Source organism: Bradyrhizobium sp. CCBAU 53340, from assembly GCF_015291645.1.
In the GTDB taxonomy this organism is placed as follows: domain Bacteria; phylum Pseudomonadota; class Alphaproteobacteria; order Rhizobiales; family Xanthobacteraceae; genus Bradyrhizobium.
This window is the reverse complement of record NZ_CP030055.1, coordinates 2,477,807-2,493,376: the sequence shown is the minus strand read 5'-3', so window position 1 is coordinate 2,493,376 and position 15,570 is coordinate 2,477,807. Positions and strand designations below refer to the sequence as shown.

Annotated in this window: 15 protein-coding genes; 5 read left to right on the top strand and 10 right to left on the bottom strand. The window is 63.5% G+C overall.

Annotated features, from left to right (window positions below):
• Positions 1-70 precede the first annotated feature (70 nt).
• The 3 genes from galE to XH89_RS11675 all read left to right on the top strand — a co-directional run bounded on the left by galE (position 71) and on the right by XH89_RS11675 (position 3,744).
• Positions 71-1,084, top strand: a complete 1,014-nt coding sequence (galE, locus tag XH89_RS11685) for a UDP-glucose 4-epimerase GalE (RefSeq protein ID WP_194467202.1) — start codon at positions 71-73, stop codon at positions 1,082-1,084.
• A 118-nt stretch (positions 1,085-1,202) separates the two neighbouring features.
• Positions 1,203-3,005: an ABC transporter ATP-binding protein gene (locus tag XH89_RS11680; protein WP_194467201.1), complete on the top strand. Its 1,803-nt coding sequence runs from the start codon at positions 1,203-1,205 to the stop codon at positions 3,003-3,005.
• A gap of 37 nt (positions 3,006-3,042) precedes the next feature.
• Positions 3,043-3,744: a fumarylacetoacetate hydrolase family protein gene (locus XH89_RS11675; RefSeq protein ID WP_194467200.1), complete on the top strand. Its 702-nt coding sequence runs from the start codon at positions 3,043-3,045 to the stop codon at positions 3,742-3,744.
• Positions 3,745-3,807: 63 nt separating this feature from the next.
• Here the strand turns inward: XH89_RS11675 and XH89_RS11670 are convergent, their stop codons facing one another.
• From XH89_RS11670 to XH89_RS11650, 5 genes are all read right to left on the bottom strand, one after another.
• Positions 3,808-5,148 (bottom strand): MFS transporter, encoded by a 1,341-nt coding sequence (locus tag XH89_RS11670; RefSeq protein WP_194467199.1) that lies wholly within the window; start codon positions 5,146-5,148, stop codon positions 3,808-3,810.
• Between the two features lie 205 nt (positions 5,149-5,353).
• Positions 5,354-5,812 carry a nuclear transport factor 2 family protein gene (locus tag XH89_RS11665; protein ID WP_194467198.1) on the bottom strand — a complete coding sequence of 153 codons (459 nt, stop codon included), beginning with the start codon at positions 5,810-5,812 and terminating at the stop codon, positions 5,354-5,356.
• 274 nt (positions 5,813-6,086) lie between these two features.
• Positions 6,087-7,016 (bottom strand): aspartyl/asparaginyl beta-hydroxylase domain-containing protein, encoded by a 930-nt coding sequence (locus tag XH89_RS11660; RefSeq protein ID WP_194467197.1) that lies wholly within the window; start codon positions 7,014-7,016, stop codon positions 6,087-6,089.
• A gap of 140 nt (positions 7,017-7,156) precedes the next feature.
• The gene (locus XH89_RS11655) at positions 7,157-7,312 is read right to left on the bottom strand and encodes a hypothetical protein (RefSeq protein ID WP_014493894.1); all 156 of its coding nucleotides are present in this window, start codon (positions 7,310-7,312) and stop codon (positions 7,157-7,159) included.
• Positions 7,313-7,464: 152 nt separating this feature from the next.
• Positions 7,465-8,388 carry a LysR family transcriptional regulator gene (locus XH89_RS11650; RefSeq protein WP_194467196.1) on the bottom strand — a complete coding sequence of 308 codons (924 nt, stop codon included), beginning with the start codon at positions 8,386-8,388 and terminating at the stop codon, positions 7,465-7,467.
• A 203-nt stretch (positions 8,389-8,591) separates the two neighbouring features.
• Between XH89_RS11650 and XH89_RS11645 the strand changes: the two genes are divergently transcribed.
• Complete coding sequence (locus tag XH89_RS11645) at positions 8,592-9,302, top strand: SDR family NAD(P)-dependent oxidoreductase (RefSeq protein WP_194467195.1); 711 nt, start codon at positions 8,592-8,594, stop codon at positions 9,300-9,302.
• Positions 9,303-9,336: 34 nt separating this feature from the next.
• On the top strand, positions 9,337-10,569 hold the full coding sequence (locus tag XH89_RS11640; protein WP_194467194.1) for an MFS transporter: 1,233 nt from the start codon (positions 9,337-9,339) through the stop codon (positions 10,567-10,569).
• A 24-nt stretch (positions 10,570-10,593) separates the two neighbouring features.
• On the opposite strand, the gene XH89_RS11635 is transcribed toward XH89_RS11640, so the two are convergent.
• From XH89_RS11635 to ahcY, 5 genes are all read right to left on the bottom strand, one after another.
• The gene (locus XH89_RS11635) at positions 10,594-11,247 is read right to left on the bottom strand and encodes a phasin family protein (protein ID WP_246767806.1); all 654 of its coding nucleotides are present in this window, start codon (positions 11,245-11,247) and stop codon (positions 10,594-10,596) included.
• A complete protein-coding gene (locus XH89_RS11630) occupies positions 11,216-11,878 on the bottom strand; it encodes an AAA family ATPase (protein ID WP_194467192.1) in 663 nt (220 codons plus the stop codon). The genes XH89_RS11635 and XH89_RS11630 overlap by 32 nt, the downstream gene beginning before the upstream one ends.
• A 141-nt stretch (positions 11,879-12,019) precedes the next feature.
• A complete protein-coding gene (locus tag XH89_RS11625; protein ID WP_194467191.1) occupies positions 12,020-13,486 on the bottom strand; it encodes an NAD(P)/FAD-dependent oxidoreductase in 1,467 nt (488 codons plus the stop codon).
• Positions 13,487-13,537: 51 nt separating this feature from the next.
• A complete protein-coding gene (locus XH89_RS11620; RefSeq protein ID WP_194467190.1) occupies positions 13,538-13,957 on the bottom strand; it encodes a nuclear transport factor 2 family protein in 420 nt (139 codons plus the stop codon).
• Between the two features lie 151 nt (positions 13,958-14,108).
• Positions 14,109-15,530, bottom strand: coding sequence for an adenosylhomocysteinase (gene ahcY, locus XH89_RS11615; RefSeq protein WP_194467189.1), 1,422 nt, complete (start codon positions 15,528-15,530; stop codon positions 14,109-14,111).
• Positions 15,531-15,570 lie beyond the last annotated feature (40 nt).

Genomic DNA, 15,570 nt, shown 5'->3' with positions numbered 1-15,570 from the left:
AGGGCCGCCGATACCCCCTCTTCACCACGCGGACGCTAGTTTGGCGCGTTGATCGAAGACGGGTGAGATCATGACTGTGCTAGTCACCGGCGGCGCCGGCTATATCGGAAGTCACACGGTCCTGGCGCTGGCGGAAGCCGGCGAGGACGTCGTCGTGATCGACGATCTCTCGACCGGTTTCTCGGCGTACCTGCCGGAAGGCGTGCCGCTGTTCATCGGCGACGCGGGCGATGAGAATTTGATCGAGGGCGTGATCGCGCAGCACGACATCGAGAGCATCATCCATTTCGCGGGCTCGGTGGTCGTGCCGGATTCGATGCGCGATCCGCTCGGCTACTACCGCAACAATTTCGGCACTGCGCGCAATTTGCTCAACGTCGCCGTCAAGCGCGGCATCAATCGCTTCATCTTCTCCTCGACCGCGGCCGTCTACGGCAATCCGGACCAGGTGCCCGTGCCCGAGCACGCGCCGACGCGGCCGCTGTCGCCCTACGGCTCGTCGAAGCTGATGACCGAGATCATGCTGCACGACGTCGCCGCCGCCTACGGCATGCAATACGTGACCTTGCGCTATTTCAACGTTGCGGGTGCCGATCCGCAGGCCCGCATCGGGCTTGCGACCGTCGGCGCCACGCATCTGCTCAAGATCGCCGTGGAAGCCGCGACCGGCCAGCGCGCCAAGATCGACGTGTTCGGCACCGACTACCCGACCCCGGACGGCAGCTGTATTCGCGACTTCATCCACGTCACGGACCTGTCGCAGGCGCATCGCTCGGCGCTGGCCTATTTGCGCAATGGCGGTGCCTCGACGACGCTGAATTGCGGCTATGGCCGCGGCTACTCGGTGCTGGAAACCATCGACGCGGTGCGGCGGGTGTCAGGCCGCAGCTTCGCCGTTCAGTACGCGCCGCGCCGGCCCGGCGACATCATGACCATGGTCGCCGACACCAGCCGGATCCGCGGCCTGCTCGACTGGCGGCCGCAATATGAGGACCTCGAGACCATCGCGGCACATGCGCTCGCCTGGGAGGAGAAGCTGTTCCGCGAGCGCCACGGCGAGCTCCGCCACGCCGCCTCGGCCTAGATTCCATCGGAGCGCAAGCCCTTAATTGGGCTTGAAAAACCCCGCCTGAGCGGGCACAGAGGCCCATCGATCCCTGACGCGCGGGCAGGCTTTGTCCTGCGCCGTCAATGGACACCGGATGGCCCAGTTTCCAAAGAAAATCACCGACGATCCCTATGCGGCGATGGCCCTCATTCGCCGCCTGGTCACGGAACAGGGGGTCATCTACTGGCGGCGTTACCTCGTCGCCTTTGCGCTGATGGCGCTCGCCGCAGGCTCAACCGCCTGCGCGACCTACGTGCTCGGCCAGGTCATCAACCAGGCCTATGTCGACAAGAACATCCCAGGCATCGCGATGTTCTCAGGACTGACGGTGGTCCTGCTCTTCATCAAGGGCGTGGCGACCTACGGCCACATGGTGATCCTGACCAAGATCAGCAACGCGATCCTCGCCACCAACCAGCGCCAGCTGTTCGCCAAGCTGATGCGCGAGAGCGTCGGCTTCTTCTCCGAGCGGCATTCGTCGGAGTTCCTGGCGCGGCTGACCGCCGGCGCCAAGTCGATCACCGACGTGCTCAACATGCTGGTCAACGCCATCGGGCGCGACTTGCTGATGCTGCTCGCCATGATCGGCGTGATGGTGTGGCAGGATCCGCTGATGTCGTTCATCGGCCTCGTCGCGGTACCGCCGGCGATGCTGGTGCTGCGCAAGCTGGTCAAGCGCATCAAGGGTCTCGCCTACAACCAGTTCACCGGCACGGCCGACATCATGGAGACGATGCAGGAATCGCTGCAGGGCATCCGCACCGTCAAGGCCTTCACGCTCGAAGATACCATGCAGAGGCGCATCGACGAGAACATCGCGATCGTCGAGCGCAACGCCAACAAGATGGCCCGCGTCGCCAACCGCTCCAATCCGCTGATGGAAATGCTCGGCGGCTTTGCGGTCGCCGGCTGCCTGATGTATGGCGGCTATGCCGTGGTTGCGCTCAACGCCACGCCCGGCGCGTTCTTCTCCTTCATGACCGCGTTCCTGATGGCGACCGAGCCCGCCAAGCGGCTGGCGCGGCTCAACATCGATCTGAACAGCCAGCTCGTCGGCGCGCGCATGCTGATCGAGGTCGTCGACAGCCCCGCCAGCGAGCGTTCCGACGACGACAAGCCGGCGCTGAAGCTGACCGATGCGCGGATCGAACTACGCGATGTCAGCTTCTGCTACCGCTCGGGCGAGACCGTGCTCAACCGCATGAGCTTCGTTGCCGAACCGGGCAAGGTCACCGCGCTGGTCGGCCCGTCGGGCGGAGGCAAGTCGACCGTGCTGGCGCTGCTCCTGCGCTTCTACGAGGTGACACAAGGCGACATCGTGATCGACGGTCAGTCGATCGGCGCAGTCTCGCGCAAATCGCTGCGCGCACAGACCGCCTATGTCGGCCAGGACGTCTATCTGTTCCGCGACACCATCCGCAACAACATCGCCTTCGGCAAGCCCGGCGCGAGCGAGGACGAGATCATCGAGGCGGCGAAAGCGGCCTGCGCGCATGATTTCATCATTGGCTTCCCGCTCGGCTATGACACGCCGGTCGGCGAGCACGGCACGCAACTTTCCGGCGGCCAGCGCCAGCGCATCGCGGTGGCCCGCGCGCTGATCAAGAACGCGCCGATCATCCTGCTCGACGAAGCCACCGCCGCGCTGGATTCCGAATCCGAGCGGCAGGTGCAGGAGGCGATCGAGCATCTCTGCCAGAACCGCACCACCATCGTGATCGCGCACCGGCTCCACACCATCATGCACGCAGACAGCATCCTGGTGGTCGAGGGCGGCGAGATCGTCGAGCAGGGCCGGCATGACGAGCTGCTGCGCCGCTCGGGCCGCTACGCCTCCTTCTTCCGCCTGCAACACCACGATGCCGGCGCTCTGGCGCCGATCAGCGCAACCGCATAGAGTTCCTCACTCAACCCAAGAGCAGCGAGACCGCTTCATGAACGCCGCCTCCTACGTCATCCCGCTTCCGCCCCAGGCTTCGCTCCCCGTTGTCGGCGAGGCCGGCCGTTATCCGGTGCGCCGCATCTGGTGCGTCGGCCGCAACTATCTCGAGCACATCCGCGAGATGGGCAATGACGAGCGCGCGCCGCCGTTCTTCTTCGCCAAGCACGCCGACATGCTGGTGCCCGACGGCGCCACGATCCCCTACCCGCCGCTGACCAAGGATCTGCATCACGAGGTCGAGCTGATCGTCGCGATGAAGAGCGGCGGGCTCAATATCCCCGCCGACAAGGCGCTGGATCACGTCTACGGCTATGCCGTCGGCATCGACCTCACCCGCCGCGACCTTCAGATTGCCTCGCGCAAGAAGGAGCGTCCGTGGGAGATCGGCAAGTCGTTCGACGGGTCCGCGCCCTGTTCGGCGGTGCAGCCCGCCTCGAAGATTGGCCATCCCGCCAAGGGAAAGATCTGGCTCACGGTCAACGGCAAGGAAGCCCAAAAGGGCGACCTCACCGAGCTGATCTGGAACGTGCCCGAGATCATCTGGCAGCTCTCGCAGCAGGTGAAGCTCGCCGCCGGCGACATCATCATGACGGGCACGCCGGCCGGCGTGTCGCAGCTCCAACCCGGCGACAAGCTCGAATGCGGCGTCGACGGCGTCGGCACGCTGAAGGTGAGCATCGGCCAGCCGGAGTAGGCTGACCTTGCTATCGCGGAAGATGCAAAGCCCCGGATGTCGCGTCCGGGGCTTTTTGCGGCCTCAAGTCCGCCGCTCGTGCGCACCCGCCGCGTTGATATCCTTCCCGGTGTAGTCGGTCATCATGGCGGTCGCGACCAGCGTCATGATCGCGCAGATCGCGATGTAGACCGCGATCGCAGTCGCCGAGTGGAACGTGCCGAACAGCCAGGTGGCGATCAGCGGCGCGGGGCCGCCGGCGATCACGGATGCGAGCTGATAACCGAGCGAGGAGCCGCTGTAGCGCAGGCGTCCGGTAAAGCTCTCGGCGATCAAGGCGGCTTGCGGCCCATACTGCATGTCGTGCGGAATCAGCGACAGGATGATCGCCAGGAAGATGACGGTCAGCGATCCCGTGTTGAGCATCGCGAAATAGATGAAGCCGAAGATGCCGGTCGCCGCAGCGCCGATCATGTACATGTTCTTGCGGCCGATCTGATCGGAGACATGCCCGCACAGCGGGATCGAGACGAACGACAGCACCGAGGCCGAGAGTACCGCGGTCAGCAGGAAGTCGCGCGAAACGTGCAGGGTGCCGATGCCGTAGGAGAAGATGAAGGCGGTGAAGATGTAGAACGGCGCCTGCTCCGACATGCGCGCGAATGCAGACAGCAAGATCTCCTTCGGATATTCCCGGATCACGGTCAGCATCGGCGTGCGATCGACCTGACGTTCGGCCACGAGCTTCGAGAACACCGGCGTTTCGAGGATGCCGAGACGAATATAGAGGCCGACGCCGACCAGGATGATGCTGAGCGCGAACGGAATGCGCCAGCCCCAGGCCAGGAACTGTTCGCCCGCCATCTGGCTGAAGGCCAGCACCGCGAGATTGGCGAGAAAGAGGCCGCAAGGAACGCCGAATTGCGGCCATGACGCGACCAATCCGCGAGATTGGTCGTTGCGGGCCCATTCCATCGACATCAGCACCGAGCCACCCCACTCGCCGCCGACGCCGACGCCCTGGATGAATCTCAGCACGGTAAGGATCACGGCACCCCAGATGCCGATGCTGGCATAGGTCGGCACGACGGCCACTGCGGCGGTCGCCAGCCCCATCAGGAGCAGCGTCGCGATCAGCGTGGATTTGCGTCCGATGCGGTCGCCATAGTGGCCGAAGATAGCCGCACCGATCGGACGTGCGATGAAGCCGACCGCGTAGATCGCAAACGCCTCCAGCGTCCCGACCCAGGGGTCCGAGTGCGGAAAGAACAGCTTTGCGAAAACCAGACCGGTGACGGTGCTGTAGAGGAAGAAATCGTACCATTCGATCGCAGTGCCGACCGTCGAGGCGATCACGGCCCGACGAAGCTGGCGCTGATGCTCGGATGCGGTGAGTTGGCTGGCGTCAAGGCCGAGTGTTGCCATGGGAATGTCTCCTCCGATGGCCCCCGCTGCACGTTTCGCTGGTTATTCGTTGAGGAACAAACGAAGTTGGGTTCCAAGGGTTCCGGCGGGCCAGAAACGAGCGCATAGAACTTTCGTCGGCCGCCCAAGCCGGCGGGTCGACTGCAGCCGGCGTCCCAGGGCTATCGCTGCACAAAGACCCGTCACGATGCCTGAAGGCTTTACCCTACCAGGCCTTCACCGGCCGATCGGCATGGCTTGCCTGCGGCACACCGCGATTGAGCGACATGTGCGAATGCACGCACAGCCAGCCATTGCCATTCCTCGAAAAGATCATGGTCGCGCGGCCCGGTCGCGGAAACGCGCTGCCGTCGAGATGATAGCCCGTGCTCGTCCACGGCGCGATCACCGTCGCCATCGTGCCATCGGCAGAGGCCAGAACCGAGATCTGGTCGAGCACGAAGCGGAAGTCCGTCGTCTTCGGCCAGACGTTGTCCCATTGTGTGGTCACCCATTGGTCGAGCCCGGGGATGACATCGTTATGCGTGCCGAAGGCCAGCACATCAGGATGGAAGAGCGGCCGCGCAGACGCGTAGTCGACCTCGCGGACATAGCCTGAGAAGGTGTCCAGCCACGCGCGGAAGAATCGCACGGTCCCGGTGTTTGCAAGTGGCAATTGGGTCATTGCCTGCTCCATGTCTGGCCGCTAAATCGCTGCAACCTTGTTGCCATGGACCGATGCGTGCAACAAGGTTTGTAGAGCTCTGCCAGTCCGCCGCAGAGATCGCAGTTAAACGAGAGGATGTCTCGTGCCGGGCCGGATATCCGCGGCGCTGCGCGGCCAGCATGTCGGGACGATCATCAACATAAGCGCCAAGCTGCCGTGACGGCTCGGCACATCCACAAACAAAAAGCCCCGGAGCACTCCGGGGCTTTTCATTTTCAACTTGGCGGTACGATCACTTCAACGCCGAGAACACGATGAGGCCGAGGATCAACGCCGTCAGCGAGTATTTCAGCGTGTAGTAGACGTCGCGGTTCCACTCCTTGACCTTGCGGCTGCCGAGATGGATCTCGTAGAGCTTGCCGAACACCTTGTTGAGCACGCCGACATGCTCGCCATCAACATTCTGGGTCGCCGACGCCTTGACGATGTGATGGCTGACCCAGCGGTTGATCGCGGTCACGAAGCCGTACTTCATCGGGCGTTCGACGTCGCAGAACAGGATGATGCGGTTGACGTCGGTCGCATTCTCCGCGCTGTGGATGAAGGTTTCGTCGAACATGAAGGCCTCGCCGTCGCGCCAGACGCATTCGACGCCGTCGACCAGGATGCGGCACTTGTTCGAGTTCGGCGTGACGAGACCGAGGTGGTAGCGCAGCGAGCCCGCGAACGGATCACGATGCGCCCCAAGCTTGCCGCCGGGCGGCAGCATCGCGAACATCGCACCGTGCACGCTCGGGATAGACTTGAGCAGCTCCACCGTCTTCGGGCACAGCGTGTTCGCCGACGGCAGGAAGTCGTCGTACCATTTCAGGTAAAACCGCTTCCAGCCGCTCTTGAAAAACGAATAGAAGCCCCAATCGTTGTTCTTCGCTGCTGCGCGGATGAAACCTTCGTCGAACAGACGAACCGCCTCGTCGCGGATGGTCTCCCAGTTCTCGCTGAGGGGCTTCAGCTCCGGAAACTGCTCGACCGAGATCACCGGCTTGTTCGGCACCGCCGAGCCCGCATACATCAGCACGTTGTAGGGCGCGAGATAGGTCGAGTGATCGCCGAGCTGGCGCGCGAAGCGCAGCCGCTGCTTGCCCCGGAAATGAACGTAGATGGTCGATGCCGCAAGCACATACAGAATGACGAGTTGCGGCGCAAAAAGCTGTTTCAGCATTTCCCCAATCCCAAGTGACCCAGCCGGGTGTCGTGTAACCCGCGGCGCCCCCAGCGGCAAGATATTCACCGGGGGTTGCGGTCACGCTCGAGAGGGCTTCGGGATGGAACCGGCGCGAAAACGGGCCGAAACGAGCCGAATCACGCCCGCGACAGCGCCTGGAGACCTTTGAAGGTCAGGCGCTTGGGATCCGTGACGCCAGCGAGATAGAGCCGGCGGATAAAGGCTATGACGGCGTCGCGATCGCAATCGGTCAGCGCGACGACGGCGTCGACCGCGATCTTCTGGGCTTCCATTGGGCTCACCTCGGCCTTGCGAGTAACCCCGGCCGAGACAGGCTAGGATTCATCCGTTAAATCGGCGTTAACCGTTCGGGAACCATGGCCGATCCAGCGCTGCGGCTATATACACGACCAACGCATTGGCAGTCGCGGTGTCGCCGCGATGTCTAGCGCGTCTTGAGGCTCTTTTTGAGCTGCGCAAAATGCTTCTTCAGCCGCGGCACGGCAAAGTCGGTGAAGGCGCGCACCTTGGGCACCGAGAGCCGGCCCTGCGGAGCAATCAGATGCGCCGGCATCTCCGGATCCTCATCGCTGGCCAGCACAATTTCGAGCTCGCCGCGCGCGACCTGCTCGGCCACCTGATACGAATACATCCGCGCGACGCCGCGCCCCGCAACGGCGGAGGCCACCGCCGCATAGGTGCTGTTGACCGTGAAGCGCGGCGTGAACTGGACCGTTCGCGGCACCGATGAACCTGTCTGCGGCGCAAAGGTCCAGGAATTCGGAAGGTGGGCCAGCGCCACGATCTGATGTTTGGCGAGATCGCCGGGCTCGATGATGCGCGGATGCTGCTTCAGATAACGCGGCGCGGCCACCACGACTCGGCTGATCTCGCCGACCCGCATCGCTACCATCGCCGAATCCGCCAAGGGCCCGATGCGAAGCGCGATATCGACGCCCTCCTCGATCAGATTGACCGCACGATCGAACAGCAAAAGCTTTGCCGACACCGTCGGATAGGCATCGAGAAACCCGTCGAGGATCGGCCGCAGCACCATCTCGCCCGACACGACGGGGGCCGTGATCGTGAGCAAGCCGCGTGGCGCAGTGCGCGGCCCTGCTGCGATGTCGTCGGCCTCCTCCAACTCCGTCAGCACGCGGCGGCAGACTGCGACGTAACGGTCGCCCTCCTCGCTCAGCTTGATTGAACGCGTCGTCCGATGCAGGAGTTCGGCGCCGACCCGCTCTTCGAGAAAGGCGATCGCGCGGCTGACCGCCGCGGGCGAACGGCCCAGCTTGCGACCTGCGGCGGCGAGGCTGCCTTCGTCCACCGCAAGGACGAACACCTTCATCGCATCCAGACGATCCATGCCTTCCCGTCATCCCCAAGATTCCACCGGCAAACTAGGCGCTTGCTTCAACCACGGCAACCGCCACCAGGCACCGATCCGGCATTCATACGCGCCGCGAAAGAGTGTCTGCCGGATGGCGCGTATTCGCAGCCGGCCCGACGCGGCGTACGTCAGCGGGCAAGCCAGTCAGCGCTGGCGCGGATCAACAACAGGAGCCCGTCATGGGTATCGAGCAGAAGGTTGCCATCATCACCGGTGCGTCACAGGGCATCGGCGCTGCCCTGGTCCAGGGTTTTCGCGATCGCAACTATCGCGTGGTTGCCACAGCGAGGTCGATCAAGCCGTCAGGCGACGATGATGTTCTCGCCGTTGCCGGCGACATCGCTGACCGCAGGACCGCCGAGCGAGTCGTTGCGCAGGCCGTCGCGCGCTTCGGCCGCGTCGACACGCTGGTCAACAATGCCGGCATCTTCGTCGCAAAGCCGTTCACGCAATATACCGCCGAGGACTACGCGGCCGTGATGGGCACCAACGTCGCTGGCTTCTTCAACATCACACAACTTGCCATCGTTGAGATGGAGAAGCAGGGCTCTGGGCACGTCGTCCAGATCACCACCACGCTGGTCGACCAGGCCAATTCGAACGTGCCCTCGGTTCTGGCCTCGCTCAGCAAGGGCGGTCTCAACGCCGCCACCAAGTCGCTCGCAATCGAATACGCCAGGCGAGGAATCCGCGTGAACGCGGTTGCGCCGGGGATCATCAAGTCGCCGATGCATCCGGTTTCGACGCACGCCCAGTACGGCGCGATGCACCCGGTCGGGCGCATGGGCGAGATGTCCGACATCGTCGATGCCGCGCTCTATCTGGAGGGTGCGTCCTTCGTCACCGGCGAGATTCTGCATGTCGATGGCGGCCAGAGCGCCGGCCACTGAACGCATCCGCGCGCCCTGCGCGCACGAGGATAACATGACCGAACTCAATGCAAATACCAAGAACCACGCGCGGCCGCAGCAGCGGCCGGGCACGGCGTCAGAGGCAACTTGGCGATATGCCGTCGCCGGCCTCGCCGCATCGCTGGTCGGGCTCGGCCTCGCCCGCTTTTCCTACACACCGCTGATTCCGGCGTTGATCGCGGCAAAGTGGTTCAGTGCCTCCGACGTCGTCTATCTCGGTGCCGCGAACCTTGCCGGTTATCTCGCCGGCGCGCTTACGGCGCGAGCAGTCGCGGCGCGCATCGGGGCGGTCCCGGCACTGCGGTTAATGATGCTGCTCGCCACCCTCTCCTTCTTTGCCAGCTCAGCGCCCGTGTCCTTCATCTGGTTCTTCGCCTGGCGCTTGCTCTCTGGCCTCACCGGCGGCATCATCATGGTGCTGGCGGCATCCGTCATCCTTCCGTACACCTCGCCGGCGCGCCGCGGCATCATCGGCGGCGTAATCTTTGCGGGCGTCGGCCTCGGCGTTGCCGCATCGGGCACGCTGGTCCCGTTGTTGTTGCAACAAGGCTTGCAGCAGAGCTGGTGTGGCCTTGGCGTGCTCTCGGCCATGCTGACGCTCGCGAGTTGGTGGAACTGGCCTGCAGAAGCCAGGACGGACTCTGCGCCCGCGCATCATGCAAAGCAGCCTCACACGTCGACGGCCACCCGTGCGCTGCTGGTCCAATACGGCCTCAACGCGGTCGCGCTGGTGCCGCACATGGTGTTCGTGGTCGATTTCGTGGCACGCGGCCTCGGCCGGGGCATTGCTGCCGGATCGCGCTATTGGGTGCTATACGGCCTCGGCGCGATCGTTGGACCGCTCGTCACCGGCCATCTCGGCGACCGCTCGGGATTCGGCCCAGCCCTGCGCGCAGCCTTCCTGATCGAGGCAGCCGCCGTAATGCTCCCGACCGTCAGCACTGCGCCGGTGTCGCTGATCGTGTCGAGCGTGGTGATCGGCGGCTTCACGCCCGGCATCGTGCCGCTGGTGCTCGGACGCATCCACGAGCTTGTCCCGCACTCCAGCGAGCAGCAGCGCGCGACATGGAGCCACGCCACTACGAGTTTTGCCCTATTCCAGGCAGCCGCCGCCTACGGCTTCTCCTGGATCTACGCGAACACCGGCGGCGACTATCCGCTCCTGTTCACTCTTGGCGGCGGCGCTGTGCTGCTTGCACTCGCGATCGATCTGGGCCTCCCCCTGATTGTCCCGCGCAGATCCTGAGCGCATGACGACAGGCGAGCGGCGCTACCTGGCGCCGGGCTTTATCATGTTTTGAGCAAGCGATCTCAGCAACTCGGTTTGCTTCGTGACCAACTCACATTGCTTCCGCGCATGCGTGCTCGAGAGCTCAACCAATTCCGCCAGCGTTCTCGCACGGCCCAACTCCCGCGCATACTCCAAGGTCGCGCCCGCATTCACTTTCATGAGTTCGAGCACGACGGCGCGACACTCGGCTGCCGTTCCAATCGCCTCGATGAGATGGCTTTCCGCGGCAACGTCTCCATCGGCCTCAGACGTTCCACCGGCAAGCCGTGACTTGGCGAGGTCCTTGGCATAATCCAGCGCAGTGTGAGCACCAGTCTTCATGCCGTCCAAGGCACGGGCCTGACAATCCTTGGCCATGTCCACGATGAGATCAATGGTGGTGCTGCTCGGAGGTTCATGTCTTGCATCAGGCCGTGCAACGACCACGCTGGCCGCTTCTTGTACCGGAACAGTCATCGGAGCAGGCGCTGCTTGCGCGATCTGCGGCGCATCCTGAAGCAAGGCGGTGACCGGGTCCGACGACTCGGCCAAGGCCTTGTCGACGGCACGGCTCACTTCCGCCGCCAGCTCCACCAGCGAGCGACGCCCGGCGCGTGCAACGTCAGCAGGCGGTCTTGAGCGCGGCTTGCCCATGATCATTCGACTCCACGATAAGGCGCTCCGAAATCCAACCCCACAGGGCCGCAATTTCCTCTGCGGCTTTTCCCTCCGGTGCGAACTCGGTCACGCCCAGCCCTGCCCCGAGCGCGTCCTGGTGATCGTTACGCTGCCCAATGAAGGGGAGCGCAAGCAAGCCGAGCGAGTTGAGCGACGTGGCAGCCTCGCTCAGCCGGCCCCCTCGCGTGGGTGTCTGATTGAGGATGAAGGCAAACCGGCGATTGAGCCTGCGAATAGCGATCAGCGTCGGTATTGCGGCTTCGATATCGGCCGGACTCGGACGAGCCGGGATGAGACAAAGATCTGCACTGGCAATGGCGCGCATCGCCAAGGCATTGTTCGTGGCGGCTGTGTCGATAATTGCAAGCCAGACCCCTTGGGCCTTGAGGCGGGCTATCACCGGCTCGATTTCGGCGGGATCGGCAACGCAGTCGACGCAAGGATAGGCGCCAGCTCGCCGCTCCTTCCAGTTCGAAATCGTGCCTTGCGCGTCCGCTTCAATAAGACCGACGCGCTCTCCGCGCTGCATCGCTGCCACCGCAAGTCCAACGGACAGCGTACTCTTGCCGCTTCCGCCTTTTTGCGTGACCAGAGCAAGGACGTGCATGTTCCGCGCTCTCCTCAAGATGGCAACGACGCGGAACTCAGGCGTTGTCGGAAATAGCATCTTGCAGCGCAAAAATACTACCGCAAGTCGCGATTCGTCTCAAGCAAACGCGAGACTACTCCGGTATCATACGTGGCAAGGTCAGGAATATTGCATCACGCCGTCATCGATCCGGCCGAAGCGCAAGGAGACGATGTCGAGCGCATAGTTCTGGTACAGCCGCCACGGCCGCTTCGAGCCCTGCTTCGGCATCATGGCGACCGAGCGCTGCACATAGCCCGAGGTGAAATTGAGCGACGGCTGCGCGGTGATCTCAGGGTCGTCATTGTGCGGCATGGCCTGGCGGAAATTGTGCCGGTCCATGTAGTTGATGAGCCGGCAGACGTATTCGCAGGTGAGGTCGCATTTCAGCGTCCACGACGCATTGGTGTAGCCGAAGGCCGAAGCCATGTTCGGCACGTCGGCATACATCATGCCCTTGTAGGTGAGCGTCTTGGCGAAATCGACAATACGGCCGTCGACGCTGACCTCGAGGCCGCCGACGACCTGGAGCACCAGGCCCGTCGCTGTGACGATGATGTCGGCGGGAAGCTCGCTGCCATCCTTGAGGCGGATGCCGTCTTTCGTAAAGGTGTCGATCTCGTTGGTGACCACGGCGGCGCGCTTTTCGCGGATCGCCTTGAAGAGATCGCCGTCCGGGACGAGGCAGAGCCGCTGGTCCCAGGGATTGTAACGCGGCGTGAAATGGGTCGCGATGTCGTAGTCCGGCCCGAGCGCGGCTCTCACGCCGGTCAGGATCAGGTTCTTCACCTTCGCCGGCTTGCGCCGGCTGAGCTGGAAGAAGAACATCCCCCACATCACGTTGCGCCAGCGGATCAAATGATAGGCCAGCCGCGCCGGCAAATTGCGGCGCAGTTTATTGGCGACGGGATCCTGCGCCGGCCGCGACACCACATAGGTCGGCGATCGCTGCAGCATGGTGACCTGCGCCGCCGTCTTGGCGAGCTCCGGCACCAGCGTCACCGCGGTCGCGCCCGAGCCGATCACGACGACGCGTTTGCCCGCGTAGTCGATATCCTCGGTCCATTTCTGCGGATGCACGATGCGGCCGACGAAGTCAGCTGCGCCCGCGAATTCCGGCGTGTAGCCCGCTTCGTATTTGTAGTAGCCCGCACACATGAACAGGAAATTGCAGGTGAAGCGCACAAGCTCCGTGGCGCCCTCGCCCGCTGTGCGCTCGGCCTCGATGGTCCACCGCGCATCACCCGTCGACCACGCCGCGCGCTTGACGCGATGGCGGTAACGGATGTGCTTGTCGATGCCGTTCTCGGCCGCGGTCTCGCGCACATAGTTCAGGATCTGCGGCCCGTCGGCGATCGCCTTCGGGTCGGTCCACGGCTTGAAGGAATAGCCGAGCGTGAACATGTCGCTGTCCGAGCGGATGCCGGGATAGCGAAACAGATCCCAGGTGCCGCCGATGCAGTCGCGCCCCTCCAGGATGACGTAGCTCTTGCCCGGGCACTTGGTCTGGAGACGATAGCCCGCGCCGATGCCGGATAGCCCGGCGCCGACGATCAGCACGTCGAAATGTTCTTTGGCTTCTGCCATGGCGCTTCTCCCTCCGCGCAGGATGGGCGGCAGCGCGCCAAATTGCAACCATCAAGGGGTGGCGGCGGCGGCGACACAAGCGGTGTCGAAATACTCGTAGAACTCGATCGCCTTGCCGTCCTTGAAGCGCCAGAAGTCAACCTTGGGCGTTTCCGCGACCTTTCCGGTTCGCTTATTGGTCCAAGCACATATGCCGCGCGCGAACACAGCATCGCCTTGCGCGACATATTCGTTGATCGTGTAGTATTGCATAGCCCAGTCAGCCAGCAGACCATCGAAATAGCCGCGAAGTCTGGTGCGGTCGTCGTACTGAGTGGCAAACGCCAATGGCTCAGCGCCGCGCGGTGCCGATCCAAAGCTGATCTGCGGCCCGATGACACTGTCGAACCAATGGTCGACGCTTTGACCCTTGCTGTCATTCCACAGGCGATAGGCTTCCGTGAGCAACCGAACGTTGGCTTCGCTGGACATCGCGTTCCCTCCAAATGCAATGAATGAAATGTGGCCGCTCGCTTCAAGAGTGGCGGGCTCTTCTTGGCTCTACCTGTGAGCGTATCAGACGGCGGGACAACAAAAAAGCCCCGGATCGCTCCGGGGCCTTGTGTCGCAAGTGAACGCGATCTCAGTAGCGATAGTGGTCCGACTTGTAGGGGCCTTCCTGCTTGACGCCGATATAGTCGGCCTGGTCCTTGCGCAGCTCGGTGAGCTTGACGCCGATCTTGGCGAGGTGGAGGCGCGCGACCTTCTCGTCGAGCGACTTCGGCAGCACGTAGACTTCCTTCTTGTACTTGCCGTCCTTGTTGTTGGCGAACAGCTCGATCTGCGCCAGCGTCTGGTTGGTGAAGGACGCCGACATCACGAAGGACGGGTGGCCCATCGCGTTGCCGAGGTTCACGAGGCGACCTTCCGAGAGCAGGATGATGCGGTGCTTGTCGGGGAATTCGATCTCGTCGACCTGCGGCTTGATGTTGGTCCACTTCAAATTGCGCAGACCCGCGATCTGGATCTCGTTGTCGAAGTGGCCGATGTTGCAGACGATGGCGCGATCCTTCATCGCGCGCATGTGGTCGATGGTGATGATGTCCTTGTTGCCGGTGGCGGTGACGAAGATGTCGGCGCGGGGCGCGGCGTCTTCCATGGTCACGACTTCGTAGCCTTCCATCGCGGCCTGCAGCGCGCAGATCGGATCGACCTCCGACACCATCACGCGGCAGCCGGCCTGGCGCAGCGAGGCCGCCGAGCCCTTGCCGACGTCGCCGAAGCCCGCGACCATCGCGACCTTGCCCGACATCATCACGTCGGTGCCGCGGCGGATGCCGTCGACCAGCGATTCACGGCAGCCATAGAGGTTGTCGAACTTCGACTTGGTGACGCTGTCGTTGACGTTGATGGCGGGCCACAGCAGCGTGCCGGCCTTCTGCATGTCGTAGAGACGGTGCACGCCCGTAGTGGTCTCTTCGGAAACGCCCTTGATGCTCTCGGCGATCGCGGCGAAATAGCCCTTCGGCTTCTCCTTGAGCTGCTTCTTCAGGAGCGCGAAGAAGACTTCCTCTTCTTCCGAGCCCGGCTTGTCCAGGAACGCGGTGTCGCCTTTCTCGGCGCGCAGGCCGAGATGGACGTACATGGTGGCGTCGCCGCCATCATCGAGGATCATGTTCGGGTGACCGCCGCCGTGCCAGTCGAACAGCTTTGCGGTGTAGTCCCAGTAATCCTTGAGCGTCTCGCCCTTGACGGCGAACACGGGAATGCCGGCGGCCGCAATCGCCGCGGCGGCGTGGTCCTGCGTCGAATAGATGTTGCAGGAGACCCAGCGGATGTCGGCGCCGAGCGCTGCCAGCGTCTCGATCAGCACGCCGGTCTGGATCGTCATGTGCAGGGAGCCTGCGATACGCGCGCCCTTCAGCGGCTGCTTCGGGCCGAACTCTTCGCGGGTGGCCATCAGGCCGGGCATCTCGGTCTCGGCCAGCGAGAGTTCCTTGCGGCCGAAATCGGCGAGCGAAATGTCCTTGACGATGTAATCGGTGAAGCCGGGCTTCGCGTTCATTGCGAGTGTCCTGTTGTTGAACGGGCGGTCCGGGACACCT

What these genes read in the sequence shown, in the direction of transcription:
- galE (WP_194467202.1), top strand. Translation starts at nt 71, where the DNA reads ATGACTGTGCTAGTCACCGGCGGCGCCGGCTATATCGGAAGTCACACG.
- XH89_RS11635 (WP_246767806.1), bottom strand. Translation starts at nt 11,247, where the DNA reads ATGGGCAAGCCGCGCTCAAGACCGCCTGCTGACGTTGCACGCGCCGGG.
- XH89_RS11680 (WP_194467201.1), top strand. Translation starts at nt 1,203, where the DNA reads ATGGCCCAGTTTCCAAAGAAAATCACCGACGATCCCTATGCGGCGATG.
- XH89_RS11670 (WP_194467199.1), bottom strand. Translation starts at nt 5,148, where the DNA reads ATGGCAACACTCGGCCTTGACGCCAGCCAACTCACCGCATCCGAGCAT.
- XH89_RS11620 (WP_194467190.1), bottom strand. Translation starts at nt 13,957, where the DNA reads ATGTCCAGCGAAGCCAACGTTCGGTTGCTCACGGAAGCCTATCGCCTG.
- XH89_RS11630 (WP_194467192.1), bottom strand. Translation starts at nt 11,878, where the DNA reads ATGCACGTCCTTGCTCTGGTCACGCAAAAAGGCGGAAGCGGCAAGAGT.
- XH89_RS11675 (WP_194467200.1), top strand. Translation starts at nt 3,043, where the DNA reads ATGAACGCCGCCTCCTACGTCATCCCGCTTCCGCCCCAGGCTTCGCTC.
- XH89_RS11655 (WP_014493894.1), bottom strand. Translation starts at nt 7,312, where the DNA reads ATGGAAGCCCAGAAGATCGCGGTCGACGCCGTCGTCGCGCTGACCGAT.
- XH89_RS11660 (WP_194467197.1), bottom strand. Translation starts at nt 7,016, where the DNA reads ATGCTGAAACAGCTTTTTGCGCCGCAACTCGTCATTCTGTATGTGCTT.
- XH89_RS11650 (WP_194467196.1), bottom strand. Translation starts at nt 8,388, where the DNA reads ATGGATCGTCTGGATGCGATGAAGGTGTTCGTCCTTGCGGTGGACGAA.
- ahcY (WP_194467189.1), bottom strand. Translation starts at nt 15,530, where the DNA reads ATGAACGCGAAGCCCGGCTTCACCGATTACATCGTCAAGGACATTTCG.
- XH89_RS11640 (WP_194467194.1), top strand. Translation starts at nt 9,337, where the DNA reads ATGACCGAACTCAATGCAAATACCAAGAACCACGCGCGGCCGCAGCAG.
- XH89_RS11665 (WP_194467198.1), bottom strand. Translation starts at nt 5,812, where the DNA reads ATGACCCAATTGCCACTTGCAAACACCGGGACCGTGCGATTCTTCCGC.
- XH89_RS11645 (WP_194467195.1), top strand. Translation starts at nt 8,592, where the DNA reads ATGGGTATCGAGCAGAAGGTTGCCATCATCACCGGTGCGTCACAGGGC.
- XH89_RS11625 (WP_194467191.1), bottom strand. Translation starts at nt 13,486, where the DNA reads ATGGCAGAAGCCAAAGAACATTTCGACGTGCTGATCGTCGGCGCCGGG.